This window comes from Aequorivita marisscotiae, assembly GCF_029814825.1.
Lineage (GTDB): Bacteria > Bacteroidota > Bacteroidia > Flavobacteriales > Flavobacteriaceae > Aequorivita > Aequorivita marisscotiae.
Window position 1 is genome coordinate 976,587 of the sequence record NZ_CP122379.1, and the last position, 16,870, is coordinate 993,456.

A 16,870-nucleotide genomic window follows, 5' to 3' on the forward strand; every position below is an offset into this window, starting at 1 on the left:
CAACCGGTTAATAGTTAATTTTCAATACCTAAATTTATCACAAAAAGAAAAAATTATAGCCAAATCCTCTTAAAATAAGCCGGATTTTGCCGAAATAATGTTAATTATTCATTCAATTTTGCCCAAGAGTCGCGTAAGGGTACGGTCCGATTAAAAACTAACTTTTCTGAAGTAGAATCGCGATCTACCACAAAATATCCCAACCGTTGAAATTGAAATTTATCCTCACTTTTTGATTGCGCTACAGACGGTTCTGCATATCCAGTGATTGTTTGTAAGGAATCTGGGTTTATGAAACCCATAAAATCTTTTTCTTTGTCGGCATCGGGTGAAGGAACAGTAAAAAGGCGGTCGTACAGCCTAACTTCAACTGGCAATGCGTGTGGCTCAGAAACCCAATGTAACGTACCCTTTACCTTGCGTAGCGAGGCTTCAGATCCGCTGCCACTTTTACTGTCAGGATCATAGGTGCAATGTATTTCGGTAATGTTTCCATCGGCATCCTTTACAACGCTTTCGCCTTTTATAATATACGCGTTTTTTAATCGCACTTCTTTACCAATGGTTAAACGAAAAAATTTGCGGTTTGCTTCTTCTTTAAAATCCTCTCTTTCTATTAATAATTCTCTTGAAAAGGGCACTTCGCGAAACCCTGCACTTTCGTCTTCCTGATTATTTTCGGCCTCCAACATTTCGGTTTTACCCTCCGGATAGTTATCTATTATTAATTTTACGGGATCTAAAACCACCATTATTCGCGGTGCTTTTTTATTTAAATCTTCGCGAACATTGAATTCTAAATGCGAAACATCAATTAAATTTTCGCGCTTTCCTACGCCAATACTTTCTGCGAAATTTTTTATAGATTCTGGCGTGTATCCTCTTCGGCGCAATCCTGAAATTGTTGGCATACGCGGATCGTCCCAACCTGTAACCACACCACTGCTTACCAAATGAGCGAGTTTTCGTTTACTAACGAGTGTATGACTTAAATTTCTACGCGCAAATTCACGCTGTTTAGGGCGTAATTTCTTTGGATCGACTACTTGGTCCAGAAACCAGTCATAAAGCTCTCTATGGGGCAGAAATTCGAGTGTACAGAAAGAATGCGATACCTGTTCTATATAATCGCTCTCGCCATGTGTCCAGTCGTACATCGGGAAAATTCGCCAATCTGTGCCTGTACGATGATGATTTTTAAAAAGTGTTCGGTACATAACCGGATCGCGCATTAACATATTTGGCGATTCCATGTTTATTTTGGCTCTCAGCACGTGCTCACCTTCCTTGGTTTCGCCATTTTTCATTTTTTCGAACAACTCTAAATTCTCAGCAACTGAACGATTGCGGTACGGACTTGCTTTTCCCACCGTATTCGGGGTGCCTTTTTGTTCTGCGATTGCTTCGGAAGTTTGCGAATCTACATACGCCTTTCCGTCTTTTATAAGTGCAACCGCCCAATCGTACAACTGCTGAAAATAATCTGAAGCATAACATTCGGTTGCCCAGGTATAGCCCAACCACGAAATATCGTGCTTAATGGCATCTACAAATTCCTGTTCTTCCTTTGCCGGATTGGTATCGTCAAAACGAAGGTTAACCGGGGCGCTATAACGTTCGCCCAAACCAAAATTTAAGCAGATTGATGACGCGTGGCCAATGTGCAGATAACCATTGGGCTCTGGTGGAAAGCGGAAGCACAATTGTTCTTTTGTATATTCCTTGCTAAGATCATCTTCAATTATTTGCTCTATAAAATTTAGCGGTGTGGCTTCGTTTGTCATATTTTTATTGATTTAAAGACGAATACCGTCTTGTAAATAATGCTTTCAATTTAAGTGGTACAAAGGTAACCAAATAAATAAAAAAGTATCTTTGCGAAAACTAATTCCATGGGAACGATTCGTTTAAAAAACATAAAAATTTATGCCTTTCATGGGTGTTTAATTGAAGAAGGAAAAATAGGTTCAGATTATTTGGTAAATCTATCGGTAAAAGCCAATTTAAAAAATGCCTCGATTACTGATGAACTTCAGGATACCGTAGATTACGTACTATTGCAAAAAATAGTAAGAGATGAAATGGCAGTACGCGCCAAGCTTTTAGAACACGTGGCAAAACGTATAATAGATTCCATACTTTTAAAAATTGAAATGGTAAACCAAGTAAAAGTAACCGTCGCTAAAAAGAATCCGCCTATTGGCGGCGATGTTGCAGAAGTAAGTGTTACGATGAAAAGCAAAAGGTAATTTACTTTTTTAATGGCAATTTTACGTTTAATTTTTTTACATTTGCAGTCATTCTGAGAAAAAACCTCAAGAATTTCCCGCCTTGGCAGGAATTTGGTATCGTGGCCGAGTGGCTAGGCTCAGCTCTGCAAAAGCTGCTACAGCGGTTCGAATCCGCTCGATACCTCTAATAAAACCTCAACTTTTTGTTGGGGTTTTTTTATTACAAGTTTCAAAAACCATTGGGCGCCGGAAACGTATATTCAAGACAAACGTAATTTATACAGTTTTTAAATTATTTTTCCAGCTGGTTGGGGGCATTTTCCAAAGTACCATCAACAGGAGGAATGGAATGTTCAATAGGCCGCTGCTTATTAGGAATTCTATTTAATCCTGCTTCAACCCCTTTTGGAAAAATACCTTGAATGAGTAATAAAATTCCAAAACCTAGAATTAATATACTTACCCACTTTTTTGTTTTAAAAATAAAGCGTGGCGTCATTTTATTTTTAAGTCTTTTTGCTAAAACCATTTTTAAAATGTCTGTAATAAAAAAAGCAGCCAACACAGTTGAAACAAATAGAAAAACGCCATTGTCCGAAGTTGTTAAGGCATTCGCCATAATTAGCGTACCAATCCATCCCGCTAAAACGCCAAAGTTTACAAAGTTTAAGAGAAAGCCTTTTAAAAATAATCCACCGAGATTTTTTTTCACTTTTACAGCGTAGTGCTCTCTAACAATTTTAAAAACCGAACGATTGGTACGTATGTACGAAATTATGCCATAAGCAATTAAAATAGCACCTCCGAAAATAAGTAATCCCGGATCGTGCTTAACCTTTTCAAGAATTCTATTGGTACTGAAAAAAGCTATTAATATAAAGATAACGTCTGCAAAAATAGCTCCTAAATCAAAAAAAATAGCCGCTTTTATTCCTTTCGTAATAGCCGTTTCAATTAGCGTAAAAAAAACGGGGCCAACGGCAAATGCCAATAGAAATCCATAAAACGCAGCATAGAGTAAACCGTCAAACATAGTACTGTAAAAATACAAATTACTTTTACCCAATTACGGTAAAAAATTAATTATTACTTTTTACAATTTCAATTTTTCCGCCGGCACGCCTTTTCTTTTTTACATTTTTTGGGTTGCCATAAATTTTTATAGAACCTCCCGCAGTTACTTTGGCATCAATACTATCAGTTGTAAAAAGTGTGGCATAACCCCCTGCAGTAACGCTTACCACACTCTGGGAACAAATAAGATTTTCAGCATTGTAAACCCCTCCCGAATTTATAGTAACTTGTTGACGTTTAGCTGTTCCTTCGGCATCTATTATACCACCTGAAACAGATTTTACATTTAGATTTTCTGTTGAAATTTGTACCGCTATTTTGGCACCTTCCTGCACTCTAAGTTCTAATGAAGGGGCTTTTATTTCTTCTTCTGAAAATATAAACGAACCTTCGTTGGCATCCAAAATTGAAATATTTTTATAATAAACCACAACCTCGGTTGAATTTCCATCAAAGCGTTCTTCCAGCTCCATTCTAATTTTTAAAACTCCGTTATCGTTTATAAATTTTACATAATCGGCATTGGTTCCGCTAACAACTACTTCATTTTTAGAAGCTGAAATAAGTTTAACCGTAATAAGATCAAAAACTTTTACCTCGTTAAAATCGCCAACCTCCATAGTCTGTTGGGCAAATGAAACCACAGATACACAAAGTGTGAATAGAAAAATTAATTTTTTCATTAGTAGTAATTGGTTTTAATTAGACTCTAATTGATGTCCTAACATCGTAAAATCTAAATGCTTCTTAACCAGATCTGCATTTTTTACTTTTACATATACTTCATCGCCAAGTCTATAAATATTGTTGGTACGTTGGCCAATTACGGCAAATTCATCTCTGTCAAATTCGTAACGGTCGTCCTGTAAATCTTGCAATCGTACCATTCCTTCGCATTTATTCGAGATAATTTCAATATATATTCCCCATTCGGTAACACCCGAAATAACCCCTAAAAACGCTTCGTCTTTATGATCCTGCATATATTTTATCTGCATGTATTTTATGCTATCGCGCTCGGCATTGGTAGCAAGACTTTCCATATCGCTACTATGGCCACATTTTTCTTCGTATTCTTCTTCTTTTGCAGATTTTCCATTTTCTAAATAATGCTGCAATAAGCGATGAACCATAACATCGGGATACCTACGAATTGGCGAAGTAAAATGTGTATAATAATCAAATGCCAAGCCGTAATGCCCTATATTATGGGTAGTGTACATGGCTTTGCTCATACTCCGGATAGCCAAGGTATCTATTAAATTCTGTTCCTTTTTACCTTGAACATCCTTTAAAAGTTTATTCATTGAAGTGGCTGTAGAATGACGGTCCTTTGTGTTTAATTTATAACCAAAGCGTTTAATTATATTTTCTAAAGCCGCAATTTTTTCATCATCCGGTTCGTCGTGAACACGATAAACAAACGTTTTTTTAGGTTGTTGCTTGCCTATAAATTCTGCTACTCGCCTATTTGCCAACAGCATAAATTCCTCAATCATTTTGTTGGCATCTTTACTTTCTTTAAAATACACACCCTCTGGATTTCCTTTGTTATCGAGTATGAATTTTACTTCAACTTTGTCAAAAGAAATTGCGCCGGCTCGCATACGTTTTGTACGTAACTTTTTTGCCATGGCATCCATTTGTAAAATAGCCTGTGCTATTTCCGGTTTTACCGTATATTCCTTATCGGTAATTGAAATATTTGACGGTATTTTATGTATTTCCTCTTTTGGATTTTCTATTACATGTTGCGCTTCTTCATAAGCAAAACGCGCATCGCTATACGTAACCGTTTTTCCAAACCATTGGTTTATAACTTCGGCTTTTTTATTCATTTCAAAAACTGCCGAAAAGGTATATTTTTCTTCGTTTGGTCGCAGCGAACATGCATTGTTAGAAAGAATTTCCGGTAACATTGGTACTACTCTATCTACTAAATATACCGATGTTGCGCGCTCGTAAGCTTCGTCATCAAGTTCGTTTCCGGGGGTTACATAATGTGAAACATCTGCAATGTGAATTCCTACCTCGTAGTTGCCGTTGTCTAATATTTCAAATGAAAGAGCATCGTCAAAATCCTTTGCATCTTTTGGATCTATGGTAAAAGTTAGAGCTTTGCGCATATCGCGCCGCTTTTTTATTTCCGATTCTTTAATTGAAGTATCAATTTTATTGGCAAAAACCTCTACTTCCTGCGGAAATTCGTACGGGAGTCCGTATTGTGCTAAAATAGAATGAATTTCGGTATTGTGCTCACCTGGCATTCCCAGAACCTTTAGCACACTTCCAAAAGGCGAGTCTGCCTTTTCGGGCCAATCTTCCATTGCCACCAGTACTTTCTCGCCATTTTTAGCTCCGTTTATTTTGTTCTTCGGAATAAAAATATCGGTGTACATTTTATAATCGGTAACTTCAACAAATGCAAAGTTTTCCTGCACTTGGATAGTACCCACAAATTCGGTTCGTTTGCGTTCTACAATTTTGGTTACTTCCCCTTCAGTTTTACCTCCCTTTTTGCGTTTAAATACGTAAACTTCAACAATATCGCCATTTAAAGCTTTGTTGAGATTTTTACTACTTACATAAATATCGTCTTCTAAATCTTCAACAATAATATATCCTTGGCCACGGCCTGCTATATCTACTTTTCCGGTATAATAATTTTGTGAAGGAGTGAGTATATATTTGCCGCGATCAATTTCTTGAATGCTTCCTTTGCCCTGCAAAACCTTTAATTTTTTTATTATTTGATTTCTGCTGCTAGGATCGTCCAATTGTAATTTTGCGGCAATTTGTTTGTAGTTGAATGCTTGCGAATGATCTTTCCGAAGAATGTTTAATATGGTTTGGGAAAGATTTTCAATTTTATTTGTTTTCTTTTTTCTTTTATTTCTTGGCATACTTAATTTTGTAATTCGGTAAATGTACTACTTCTCATAGAATGACGTGTTTACATTAGGAAAGATTTAGTACCTTGGTTACGTTATTAATTTCTTGGATATGTTGTAATGTAAGGGTTAATTTTTTAAAAATTCAAACTAATGCACACTCTAAATGAAGCATTTTAAAACCATAGCTATTTTTCAATATCCTGCGGAATACGCAATACTTCAGCTTTTGTTTGAACAGGAAGATATACGATACTTTTTTGAAAATGAAACCATGATTAGCGTTTTTCCTTTTTACTCAAATGCAATTGGCGGAATTAGACTTCAAGTTCATTTGGACGATGTGGCCCAAGCGGAAGAAATTATCGCTAACTTAAACTCTTCTTCAGATTTGAAAATAGTTTAATTTTCAATAATACCTTTTCTTCAAATTCATTTTCTCTAAATTTTTTATGTTATCAACATACATTAATATATCATTTGTTTTTTTTAAATTAATTAAAGAAAAATTAGTGATGATTATAGGGTGTTAATATGTACAATAACTTTTTGCAGTTTTATTTTGAAATCTAATTATCGCTATTTAATAATAGGTTATTAACATACAATTAAGAATTAATATCCTTGATTGTAAGCGAATATAAATACTAATTAACAACTGTGAACAACCTATTTTCACACCTATAATTTTATAAGTTTTTAGAAAATTATTGTTTGAAACTGAAAAAATGATGCTAACAAGTACCCCGTAAAAAATGAGTTATAAATTTGGTTTCCCAGAATATTAAAACCTATTGTAAAATTTAATTACATGTGCAATTTTAGTTGTGTTATTTATGCTAACAAATATCAACAATGTTGTTAACTGTAATGTGAAGTTGTGGTTAAGAAATCATTAATTATTTAAAACCAGTAAGTTAATTTTAATTTGTGGCGCTAGGCGTAGCTTTTTATAAAAGAGCATTTATTTTAACAATTTATGGCATTATATAATGTGGGGGAAATTTTCTGAATTCGAATTCATTATCTTTGAAAAAAAAATTAAAACCATGAAGATTTCCATCGGCAACGACCACGCAGGTACAGCGTATAAATTTGAAATTGTGTCCTTTCTCGAAAAGGAAGGCCACTCAGTTATAAACCACGGAACCGACTCTGAATCGAGCGTAGATTATCCAGATTTTGTGCATCCCGTTGCGGCAGATGTTGAAAGTGGAAACGCAGAGTTAGGAATTATTATCTGCGGAAGCGGAAATGGCGCAAATATGACAGCTAATAAACACCAAAAAGTACGCTCTGCTTTATGTTGGACTAAAGAAATTACTGCGCTCGCCCGCCAACATAACGATGCTAATGTATTAAGTATTCCGGCCAGATTTACTAGTAAACCACAAGCTTTGGAAATGGTTAAAACATTTTTAAATACCGAATTTGAAGGGGGACGCCACCAAAATCGCGTAGAAAAAATAGCTTGTATATAAACAGCTTCAATGTCGCATAAGCACGTACATTCACACGATCATTCGCATCCAGATTTAAAAGGGAAAAAACTTTTACTTTCCATTCTTTTAAATATAGGAATTACACTTGCACAAGCAATTGGCGGTGTGGTTTCGGGAAGTTTGTCGTTACTCTCCGATGCGCTCCATAATTTTAGCGACGTTCTGTCTTTGGTGGTAAGTTATATAGCCGATAGATATTCAAAAAAGGATGCTTCGGTTACAAAAACATTTGGATATAAACGCGCCGAAATAATTGCTGCATTTGTAAATTCGGCCACCTTAATTGTGGTAGCAATTTACCTAATTTACGAAGCCGTTATTCGCTTTTATAATCCGCAACCAATTGAAAGCGGCCTCGTTATTTGGCTGGCTATTTTAGGAATTGTTTTTAACGGGTTTAGCGTATTGCTTCTATATAAAGATTCAAAAAGCAATATGAACATGCGCTCGGCCTACTTGCACTTGTTTACCGATATGGCAGCATCGGTAGCTGTTTTAATTGGTGGTTTGCTTATGCAATTTTATCAATGGTATTGGGTAGATAGCCTATTAACCGTTTTAATTGCGCTTTATTTACTTATTATGGGGTACGATTTATTAAAGACTTCATTTAAAGTTTTAATGCTTTTTACACCCGATGATTTAAATTTAGAAGTAATTAATAAAGCAGTTTGTAAAATTCCAGAAATTAAAAATATGCATCACATTCATATCTGGCAATTAAACGAGCAGGAAACACATTTGGAAGCACATATAGATTTTTATAATGATCTTACCCTTTCAGAATTTGACGCCGTATTAGCAAAAGTAGAAGAGTTGCTGTATCACGATTTTGGAATAAACCATGTAACCATTCAACCCGAACATCAAAAAGATGACCCAAAAGACATTATTGTTCAAGATTGATTTTATTAAAAAAATATGGAATTTAATGTAAAGAATTTTGAAGAATTAAGCCGAAAGGAGCTATACGAAATTTTGCAATTGCGAAGTGAAATTTTTGTAGTGGAACAAGATTGCGTTTATCAGGATATTGATGGAAAAGACCAACGTGCGTTGCACATAATGGGCTGGGAAAACGATATTTTAGTAACCTATGCACGCTGCTTTCAAGCTGGAGATTATTTTGATGAAGCTTCTATTGGTAGGGTTTTGGTACGCGAAAATTATCGTAAATTGGGGTACGGTCATCAAATTACCGATGCTGCCATAAAAGCTATTGTTGAAAAATATAAAGCCGATACTATAAAAATATCGGCGCAAATATATTTAGTAATGTTTTATGAAAGTCACGGTTTTAAAACCATTGGTGATAGATATATGGAAGATGGTATTCCACATATAGCAATGATTAGAGAATGATTAAAGCTTTATAAGATTTTTTTCTAGATTTAGATCTTTTAGCATTTCATCGGTAAATTTATAATGCCCACGGCGAGTTATTATTTTAAAACGCTGGTTTCGCATACGTGTTAAAGTATCTAAAAATTGCCATTTCGATTTTAATAATCTTGGCTTTGCAGATTTTAAACTAATTTCAAAATAGTGCTTAATGCCTGCGCGCTCCGCTACAATATCTGGGGTAATTACCACATCGCTATCTTTTTTAAGATAGGATTTTGGAGTTTCATATCCTTCCACATCTGCTTGAATGTGTTCAAAACCCCGGTTCTCTAAATAAGTCACGGATTCTTTAAGAATCGCTTTGTTTTCTTCTCTTTCTGAATGTACCATAACCGCTAAATTACAATATCATTGATAAACAGTGAGTTAAGTTTATGTTAACCGGAAAGCAGATGGTGTTAATTTATTTTTTATACCGAATTGATTTATCAAAAGGAAGTCTTAATTGATGTAAAATATCCTCATCATTTTTATGGTCTGCAATGTCTAAACCATATTTTATTTCTGATGTATCTGCGTAGATAAATGTACCAAATAAACGATCCCAAATAGAAAGCATATTGCCGAAATTGCTATCTGTCCAAGGCATTTTATAATGGTGATGAAATTTATGCATATTTGGAGTTACAATTATATAGCTAAGTAGGCGATCTACCTGCTTCGGAAGCGAAATATTGGCGTGGGTAAAATAGGTAAAAAGCACACTTAAAATTCTGTAAAAAAGATAAAAAGCAATTGGCATTCCCATGATAATTACAGCAATTAATGCGAAAGTTTCACGAATAATAAAATCAAACGGATGATGCCTGGTGCCTGTAGTAACGTCCACATTTTTATCGGAGTGGTGTACAGTGTGCAAGCGCCACATCCACTTTACTTTGTGAAGTAAATAATGCACAAAATATTGCGCAATTAGATCCAACACCATAATTGAAAGCAACAATTCCAACCAAATTGGAGCATCAAAAAGTGGAAGCAACCCAAAGTTAGAATGGTTTAACCACAAAAAAATACTTACAGTTGCAATTCCGAAAACTACATTTATAAGCATTACAAACACAAGCAAAATGAAGTTGGTTTTTGCATGGCGCCATTTGTTGTATTTGGTAAAAACGAGTTTGTAATAGCCTTCAAGAATCCAGAAAACGGTAAGGACAAAAAACACCCAACCAGCTTTCATCCAAACGGGCATTGTTTCGAAGAAGATTAAGAAGGATTGCATACTAAGTTCTTAAAGGAAATTTTTAGTATTTGTTGTTTATATAGTTCATTCTTAAAGGTGATTTTGTTTGTGCTCAAGCCGACAAAATATTACTTCAAAATTTTCCCATACCGTCCAGCATCATTTAAAACGGAAACCGCTTCTAATATTTCCGGATTGTGATTAATTTGATAATTATACAAACCTTCGCGGTAGAAATAGCGTTTTAATATTTCATCGGTCAGAAGCGATTCTATTTCTACTTTTTTATCGAGTATGGCTTTGTCTTTTGCATTGTCAATGGCAGCCATAAGTTGTTTGTAGCTTGTTGAAATATCCTTGCTTAAATCGTCGTTTTCTGCAACTTTTAATCCTTCAGAAAATTTCTTTTCTGTTTCTGTTTCGTATTCAAAATTGTTTTCTTTTAGAAACTTTAGAAAATCCTGAAAATCTGCTTCACTGAATTTAAAGTTTTTCCAATCTGCTAATTGATGATTATAATAGTATTTTGTGGCATAATCAAAAATGGCATTGTCTTTTAAAAGTGCTGTGGTTATTGAACTGAATGCTGCGGATTTTAATTCAATATCTGGTAAAATGCCACCGCCATCGTAAACGGTTCTGCCGCCTTTGGTTTTAAAGGCGTTGTACTCTTTTAAATCCTTACGAACGGGATCGCCGTTCTCGTCGCGGTGCCAATAATCTAATGCTTGAATACAACGACCGCTGGGGGTATAATAGCGCGAAATAGTAACTTTTAATTGGGTACCGTAGGTTAATTTCTTTGGTCGTTGCACCAATCCTTTTCCAAAACTGCGCGCTCCAACAATAACGGCCCGATCTAAATCTTGCAAACCGCCGGAAACTATTTCGCTGGCAGATGCACTTCTTCCATTAACTAAAACTACCAGTGGAATTTCAGTATCTATGGGATCGTATTTGGTTTTGTAAACTTGGTTGTATTTTTCAATTACAGATTTTGTAGTGGTAATTACTTCACCTTTATCCACAAATAGGTTCACTATATTTATTGCTTCACTCAGTAATCCTCCCGGATTTCCGCGAAGATCCAAAATAATTTTTTTGGCTCCCTGCGATTTTAAATCAACTAATGCAGCTTTTGTTTCTGTAGTCGTTTTTCGATTAAATTGTGAAAGTACGATATACCCAATATCATTTTTTATTAATTTGTAGAAGGGAACCGCTTTAATTTCTACTGCCTCGCGAGTAATAGTTGTAGTGGCAGTTTTACCTTGGCGTTTATAAGTTACAGCTACTTTTGAGCCCGGTGTACCTTTTAATAATTCGCCTGCATCGTCCTGTAAATCGGCAATAGTTATATCGCCAATTTTTACAATTTCGTCACCGGCTTTTAAACCTGCTTTATCGGCTGGATAATCTTTATAAGGCTCAACAATTATAATTTTATCCTTTCTACTTTGCGCAATGGCACCAATACCTGTGTAGGTGCCCGAATTATTGATTTTAGCGTCTTCTACCTGCTGTTCGTTCCAATAGACTGTGTATGGGTCTAAATCTTCGAGCATGCCCTTAATAGCCTTGTCCATAAGTGTGGCGGGGGTAACCTCGTCCACATAATTCATATTTAACTCTTTATAGAGGGTAGTAAAGATTTCAATTTGTTTTGCAATTTCGAAAAAATCACTTTTAAAACTTACCGTGGTAAAAAATATACCAATGGCCACTATGGGTATTAAAATTCTTTTTTTCATTTTGTTGAAAATTTAAATATTCGGTCAGGTTACAACCTTAAAAATCTTTAGTAAAAGTATTAATTGCAAGATCAGAGATAAAATATACCGCTTTCTATTTGTTTACCTTTTTTCGTTTTAGAAATTTACGAAGAACAAAAATTACAATTATTGCAACGAGGAATAAGGGCCAAAGGTATAAAACGCCTAAGAAAAATACCGAAATACCGTTCCAACCTCCTTGAAGGGCATTTTTTATTTTTTGTCCGTAAGACTGAGTAATACCTGTATCGGCGGTAGTTTTATAAAATTCTACGATTACCGTACTCATGGAAACTTGTGTTTGGAGGTATTGCAAACGCCCTTGTTTTGCTTCAATTTCTTCACGAATATTTGAAAGTTCGCGTTCTATTTCCAGCATTTCCTTTACACTGTTTGCTTTTTTTAGCAACTCCAAATATCGGTTTTCTAAAGTGCGTTTTGCCTTTAAGCGTGCTTCCAGATCTACAAATTCTTCAGAAACATCTTGCCTACTTATATCGCGATGATCAAAATAAGCTACCCCTTCAGATATCCCGTCAATAAAAGATTGAAAGTTTTCTGTAGGTACGCGAACCACAATATTTTTATAGATTCGATTGTAATCTTTTCCGCTGTTGTCGCTTTGCACCAAACCTTTGTATTGCGATGCCAGATTAATAATTTTTTGGTGTGTTGCCTCAACGTCTTTTGTTTCGAAGGCTAATCGTGCAGTTTTAATAATTTTTTGCTCATCGAGCTCCGGTGTGGCTATATCTTCAGAAACATTTTCTATACCGGCCATTGAAGCTTCGGCTTCAAAATTGTTGTCTGAACCGCTATTTGTACATCCCAGAACAAATAATAAAAATATTGTGCTAACTATTTTCATCCCTTAATTTTTTAAGCAGCATTACCATTGCTCTTTCAAGTTGGGCGTACTGCGGTTTAACTTTGCCTAAATATAGAAAAAGCATTACAAATTTCTTGCCGTTAATTTCCTTAAATATATGTTTATTAAGACGGTATGCTTCGCGAAGCTGTCGTTTTGCCTTATTGCGATCTACCGCAGATTTAAAATTGCGTTTGGGAACGGCAAATGCTGCCAGGGATGTTTTTAAATTTTCTTTCGGAAGAAAAAATACTTTTATAGGATAACTGGAATGTGTTTTTCCGTCCGAAAACAATGTTTCAATTGTTTTGGAACTCTTTAGTTTTTCGCTCTTCGGAAATTTTTGATTCACACGGTAAATATAAAAAAGAAAGACCTAACAGGTTTTAGATTCTGTTAGGTCTGTGTAAGATATTAATTTCTTTTTTTACGATTAGGGATTTCTTTCCCAAATATTATTATCCTGATTAATATCTGCCATTCTGCGTGTGGCATCAATCATCATATTTTTTACTTTTTTCCCATTTTTAATTTCAAATGTATAGGTGGGATAAGCCCAAGCCCAATCTGCTAAAACAGTACGTTTTAAATCTGTAAACGGATTTGGTTTTTCATTCCACGTCATACGCAATGGAATGTAAAACAACTCCTGCGTGCCATCTTCATAAGTTACATAAAGGTCTATAGGCATTGGCATTAAACCAATTCTTTCTAAAGTAATTTTTGTATTATCCGTTTCATTTTCAACAGATTTTATACCATAATCTATTGTATTTGTAGTTTGTGTCCAATCTGTTAAATACCAATTTAGTTTAAAACCGGAAACCTTTTCGGCCGTGCGAATAAAATCTGTTGGCGTAGGGTGTTTAAATTTAAAATCTGAATAAAAACGCTTTAAGGTCTTAGATAGATTTTCTGGGCCAATAACGTACCCTAATTGAGTTAAAAATACCGAACCTTTGCTATACGCATTTACGCCATACGCACGGTTGGTTGCATATCTGTCTGCATGTGTAGATAGAGGTTGTTCATTGCCACTAGTGGCCATGTAAAAGTAACTTCTGTACGAACCTGCGTGCGGATTTGGTTTATTTTCTTCCATCACATAATTCATTGCCTCATCGGATATGTATGAGGTAAAACCTTCATCCATCCACTCGTGTTTTAGTTCGTTGGTTGCCAAAACAAACTGAAACCAAGAATGTGCCAACTCGTGAGCAGTTACACCAACTAAACTTCCAAACTCCCGATTGCCAGTAATCATGGTACTCATAGCGTATTCCATACCACCATCGCCGCCTTGAATTACCGAGTATTGTTCGTAGGGATATTGGCCTATCTGTTCGTTAAAAAACTGCATTAGAGCAGCTGTTTTTGGTTGTAGATTTTTCCAGTTCTCAGCAATTTCAGGATCATTTTTATAGAAAAAATGAAGTGTTACTCCGTTTGGCCCCGGATAGGTATCGTGTACATATTGGTTATCTGCTGCCCAAGCAAAGTCATGTACATCTGGTGCTAAAAAGTGCCAAGTGTATTTTCCTTTTTTTGGTTTCATCCATTTTTGGCCTGGTTCTGTGTAGCCGTGGCCAACTTCGGCAGGGTTTTGTAAATAACCTGTTCCGCCAATAGTGTAATCTGCATCAATTGTAATTGTCACATCAAAATTACCCCATACTCCGTGAAACTCGCGACCAATGTACGGATCGGCGTGCCAACCTTCAAAGTCGTACTCAGCTAGTTTGGGATACCATTGGGTCATCGTAAGCGCTATGCCTTCAGAACTATCGCGTCCTGAACGGCGTACTTGCAAGGGCACCTGTGCATCCCACTCCATATTAAAAACGGTACTTCCGCCGGGCAAAATAGGTTCGTTTAAAACTACTTCCATTACCGTTCCTTTAATTGTATACTTAGCGGCAACGTTATTTTGTGTAAATAAGTTTGGTTTTATGTAGCCAATTTCATCCGGTGTAAGTTTCGAAATTCTATCTGTAACGCGGCTATCAGGATCGGCAATTGTGCGTGATCGTACATCCATTTCGCTGCCAGGTTGAAATGCATTAAAGTAAAGATGATAATAAACTTTGGTTAAGGTATCGGGCGAATTGTTTGTATATTTTAATTCCTGGGTGCCTTGGTATTGAAAATTTTTCACGTTCATCTGAACGTCCATTTTATAATCTACTTCCTGCTGCCAATAGCACGGATTATTTTGTGCTGAAGCCGAAATGATTACGGCTATAAAAAAAATTACACTTAAAAATTGCTTCATTATTTAGACATTTTATCTGCCATAATTAAGGCGTTATACATATTTACCATTTTACCAGATTTTGAAATATTTGAGAAAGACTCCGTATTTGAAACTTCCCCGCCCAAAATAACATTAGTTTTTACCGAAAGGCCGCTATCCATTAATATTTGTTTTACTTGTGCAGCTGTTAGATTTGGGTAGTAAGATCTAATCATTGCGGCAACACCGGCAACTTCGGGAGATGCCATTGAGGTTCCCTGCAAAAATTCATATGTATTTAAAGGGGTTGTTGCCCAAATTTTTACACCGGGAGCAAAAACATCTACATTGGTTTTTCCGTAATTTGAAAAGTTTGCAACCAATTCACTACCATACTCATAATTAAGTGCACCAACGGTTAAAAATGAATCGGCAATTTCTGGTTGGTTATCAATCTGATCGTTCGGGTAAACATTTACAGTATCTAAATCAAGACCGTCGTTTCCAGCGGCATTCACAATTAATACATCTTTTGAGGCCGCATATTTTATAGCGTCGTACACCCAATCTGCGTGTGGCGAATAATATTTTCCGAAACTAGTATTTAGTACCTTAGCGCCATTATCTACGGCATATCTAATTGCCAATGCAATATCTTTGTCGTACTCATCGCCATCCGGTACTGCTCGTACAGCCATTATTTGCACATTGTTAGCTACGCCATCCATACCAATCCCGTTGTGGCGTTCAGCGGCAATTATACCTGCAACGTGGGTTCCGTGTTTTACGTTTTCGCGCGTTGGGTCTGGACCAGCTACATTATTGTCGCCGTAAACATTGTCTGTAATATCGTCGGGATTATCGCCTAACACAGCCCGGAAATCTTTGGTCATACTAAAATTATCTTCCAGTCTGTCATTAAAATATTTTATTCCTGCTTCAAGTTCCTTTAAAACTTCAGGAACTGAATCGGCAAAATTTAACATTTGGTCTAGCATGGCTATTTGGTGCTGTTCCTGTGGCGAAGGATTTTTTATATCCGCTAAATCTTCTTTTGAATAATCTTCTTTTCCAAGTTTCTGAGCAATTGCTTGATGTGTAGGCTTTAACTGCGCAATAATTTGCTCATACCGCTCTTTATTAGTTGAAATTTCTGAAAATTCCTTTTCGTATTCGGCCATTGCTTTTTGATAGATTGCAAAATCTTCACGATCTGCAGCACTTATTGAAGATTCGCTCTTACCTTCAAATTTTGGTTTAAATTTTCTGATGATACGTACATATTCCATGTTTTCACCAATAATATCGCCAATAAAATTCCAACCGTGTACATCATCAATGTAACCGTTGTTATCGTCGTCTATTCCGTTGCCGGGTATTTCACCAGGATTGGTCCATAGTACATTTTTAAGGTCTTCGTGGTCAATATCTACCCCGCTATCTATAACGCCTACAATTACAGTTGTGCCTTTGCGTTTTTTGATTATTTGGTTGTAAGCTTTATTTACGCTCATCCCCGGAACGGTGTCTTTTACCAAATCCATCGCTGGCCAATTTTTTAATTGTGCCTCGGTAAGCGGAACTATTTTTAAAGGGATTGCATCAATGTTTTCTATTGGGGTGGCAACAATTGCCGAGCTACTGCCACAGCTTGCCATAGAGGCTGCTATTACTACAGCCAAAAGAGAGTTTCTAAAGATTTTCATTTTAAA

General features: G+C 36.0%; 16 protein-coding genes and 1 tRNA gene. 6 read left to right on the forward strand and 11 right to left on the reverse strand.

The annotated features are described in order from the left end of the window. Window positions 1-104: 104 nt before the first annotated feature. The gene (locus tag QCQ61_RS04570) at window positions 105-1,784 is read right to left on the reverse strand and encodes a glutamine--tRNA ligase/YqeY domain fusion protein (protein ID WP_279449588.1); all 1,680 of its coding nucleotides are present in this window, start codon (window positions 1,782-1,784) and stop codon (window positions 105-107) included. Between the two features lie 108 nt (window positions 1,785-1,892). On the opposite strand from QCQ61_RS04570, the gene folB reads away from it, so the two are divergent. Both folB and QCQ61_RS04580 read left to right on the forward strand, forming a co-directional pair. Beyond that, complete coding sequence (folB, locus tag QCQ61_RS04575; RefSeq protein WP_279449589.1) at window positions 1,893-2,249, forward strand: dihydroneopterin aldolase; 357 nt, start codon at window positions 1,893-1,895, stop codon at window positions 2,247-2,249. Window positions 2,250-2,344: 95 nt separating this feature from the next. Continuing rightward, a tRNA-Cys gene (locus QCQ61_RS04580) sits at window positions 2,345-2,415 on the forward strand. Window positions 2,416-2,523: 108 nt separating this feature from the next. Here the strand turns inward: QCQ61_RS04580 and QCQ61_RS04585 are convergent. The 3 genes from QCQ61_RS04585 to rnr are packed head-to-tail and all read right to left on the reverse strand — an operon-like array spanning window position 2,524 to window position 6,208. Next, window positions 2,524-3,264, reverse strand: coding sequence for a LysE family translocator (locus QCQ61_RS04585; protein WP_279449590.1), 741 nt, complete (start codon window positions 3,262-3,264; stop codon window positions 2,524-2,526). A gap of 46 nt (window positions 3,265-3,310) precedes the next feature. Next, a complete protein-coding gene (locus QCQ61_RS04590; protein ID WP_279449591.1) occupies window positions 3,311-3,988 on the reverse strand; it encodes a head GIN domain-containing protein in 678 nt (225 codons plus the stop codon). A 15-nt stretch (window positions 3,989-4,003) separates the two neighbouring features. Further along, window positions 4,004-6,208 (reverse strand): ribonuclease R, encoded by a 2,205-nt coding sequence (gene rnr / locus QCQ61_RS04595; RefSeq protein WP_279449592.1) that lies wholly within the window; start codon window positions 6,206-6,208, stop codon window positions 4,004-4,006. A 154-nt stretch (window positions 6,209-6,362) separates the two neighbouring features. On the opposite strand from rnr, the gene QCQ61_RS04600 reads away from it, so the two are divergent. The 4 genes from QCQ61_RS04600 to QCQ61_RS04615 all read left to right on the forward strand — a co-directional run bounded on the left by QCQ61_RS04600 (window position 6,363) and on the right by QCQ61_RS04615 (window position 9,060). Next, entirely contained in the window at window positions 6,363-6,602 is a 240-nt protein-coding gene (locus QCQ61_RS04600) for a putative signal transducing protein (RefSeq protein WP_279449593.1), read from the forward strand. 643 nt (window positions 6,603-7,245) lie between these two features. Further along, window positions 7,246-7,677, forward strand: coding sequence for a ribose 5-phosphate isomerase B (gene rpiB / locus QCQ61_RS04605; RefSeq protein WP_279449594.1), 432 nt, complete (start codon window positions 7,246-7,248; stop codon window positions 7,675-7,677). 9 nt (window positions 7,678-7,686) lie between these two features. Beyond that, on the forward strand, window positions 7,687-8,604 hold the full coding sequence (locus QCQ61_RS04610; protein ID WP_279449596.1) for a cation diffusion facilitator family transporter: 918 nt from the start codon (window positions 7,687-7,689) through the stop codon (window positions 8,602-8,604). A 15-nt stretch (window positions 8,605-8,619) separates the two neighbouring features. Continuing rightward, complete coding sequence (locus QCQ61_RS04615) at window positions 8,620-9,060, forward strand: GNAT family N-acetyltransferase (protein ID WP_279449597.1); 441 nt, start codon at window positions 8,620-8,622, stop codon at window positions 9,058-9,060. Here the strand turns inward: QCQ61_RS04615 and QCQ61_RS04620 are convergent, their stop codons facing one another. From QCQ61_RS04620 to QCQ61_RS04650, 7 genes are all read right to left on the reverse strand, one after another. Further along, window positions 9,061-9,432 carry a hypothetical protein gene (locus QCQ61_RS04620; protein ID WP_279449599.1) on the reverse strand — a complete coding sequence of 124 codons (372 nt, stop codon included), beginning with the start codon at window positions 9,430-9,432 and terminating at the stop codon, window positions 9,061-9,063. A gap of 73 nt (window positions 9,433-9,505) precedes the next feature. Beyond that, a complete protein-coding gene (locus tag QCQ61_RS04625) occupies window positions 9,506-10,324 on the reverse strand; it encodes a sterol desaturase family protein (protein ID WP_279449600.1) in 819 nt (272 codons plus the stop codon). An 89-nt stretch (window positions 10,325-10,413) separates the two neighbouring features. Further along, window positions 10,414-12,036: a S41 family peptidase gene (locus QCQ61_RS04630; RefSeq protein ID WP_279449601.1), complete on the reverse strand. Its 1,623-nt coding sequence runs from the start codon at window positions 12,034-12,036 to the stop codon at window positions 10,414-10,416. A 94-nt stretch (window positions 12,037-12,130) separates the two neighbouring features. Then, complete coding sequence (locus tag QCQ61_RS04635) at window positions 12,131-12,925, reverse strand: DUF4349 domain-containing protein (protein WP_279449603.1); 795 nt, start codon at window positions 12,923-12,925, stop codon at window positions 12,131-12,133. Further along, window positions 12,912-13,277: a ribonuclease P protein component gene (gene rnpA / locus QCQ61_RS04640; protein ID WP_279449605.1), complete on the reverse strand. Its 366-nt coding sequence runs from the start codon at window positions 13,275-13,277 to the stop codon at window positions 12,912-12,914. The genes QCQ61_RS04635 and rnpA overlap by 14 nt, the downstream gene beginning before the upstream one ends. Before the next feature lie 81 nt (window positions 13,278-13,358). Further along, a complete protein-coding gene (locus QCQ61_RS04645) occupies window positions 13,359-15,197 on the reverse strand; it encodes a M1 family metallopeptidase (protein ID WP_279449607.1) in 1,839 nt (612 codons plus the stop codon). Continuing rightward, window positions 15,197-16,864, reverse strand: a complete 1,668-nt coding sequence (locus QCQ61_RS04650; RefSeq protein WP_279449609.1) for a S8 family serine peptidase — start codon at window positions 16,862-16,864, stop codon at window positions 15,197-15,199. Before QCQ61_RS04650 ends, QCQ61_RS04645 begins: the two co-directional genes overlap by 1 nt. Between the last annotated feature and the right edge of the window lie 6 nt (window positions 16,865-16,870).

Bases quoted from the DNA above. Each gene is read 5' to 3' on its own strand.
- QCQ61_RS04570 (WP_279449588.1), bottom strand. From the start codon at position 1,784: ATGACAAACGAAGCCACACCGCTAAATTTTATAGAGCAAATAATTGAA.
- folB (WP_279449589.1), top strand. From the start codon at position 1,893: ATGGGAACGATTCGTTTAAAAAACATAAAAATTTATGCCTTTCATGGG.
- QCQ61_RS04585 (WP_279449590.1), bottom strand. From the start codon at position 3,264: ATGTTTGACGGTTTACTCTATGCTGCGTTTTATGGATTTCTATTGGCA.
- QCQ61_RS04590 (WP_279449591.1), bottom strand. From the start codon at position 3,988: ATGAAAAAATTAATTTTTCTATTCACACTTTGTGTATCTGTGGTTTCA.
- rnr (WP_279449592.1), bottom strand. From the start codon at position 6,208: ATGCCAAGAAATAAAAGAAAAAAGAAAACAAATAAAATTGAAAATCTT.
- QCQ61_RS04600 (WP_279449593.1), top strand. From the start codon at position 6,363: ATGAAGCATTTTAAAACCATAGCTATTTTTCAATATCCTGCGGAATAC.
- rpiB (WP_279449594.1), top strand. From the start codon at position 7,246: ATGAAGATTTCCATCGGCAACGACCACGCAGGTACAGCGTATAAATTT.
- QCQ61_RS04610 (WP_279449596.1), top strand. From the start codon at position 7,687: ATGTCGCATAAGCACGTACATTCACACGATCATTCGCATCCAGATTTA.
- QCQ61_RS04615 (WP_279449597.1), top strand. From the start codon at position 8,620: ATGGAATTTAATGTAAAGAATTTTGAAGAATTAAGCCGAAAGGAGCTA.
- QCQ61_RS04620 (WP_279449599.1), bottom strand. From the start codon at position 9,432: ATGGTACATTCAGAAAGAGAAGAAAACAAAGCGATTCTTAAAGAATCC.
- QCQ61_RS04625 (WP_279449600.1), bottom strand. From the start codon at position 10,324: ATGCAATCCTTCTTAATCTTCTTCGAAACAATGCCCGTTTGGATGAAA.
- QCQ61_RS04630 (WP_279449601.1), bottom strand. From the start codon at position 12,036: ATGAAAAAAAGAATTTTAATACCCATAGTGGCCATTGGTATATTTTTT.
- QCQ61_RS04635 (WP_279449603.1), bottom strand. From the start codon at position 12,925: ATGAAAATAGTTAGCACAATATTTTTATTATTTGTTCTGGGATGTACA.
- QCQ61_RS04645 (WP_279449607.1), bottom strand. From the start codon at position 15,197: ATGAAGCAATTTTTAAGTGTAATTTTTTTTATAGCCGTAATCATTTCG.
- QCQ61_RS04650 (WP_279449609.1), bottom strand. From the start codon at position 16,864: ATGAAAATCTTTAGAAACTCTCTTTTGGCTGTAGTAATAGCAGCCTCT.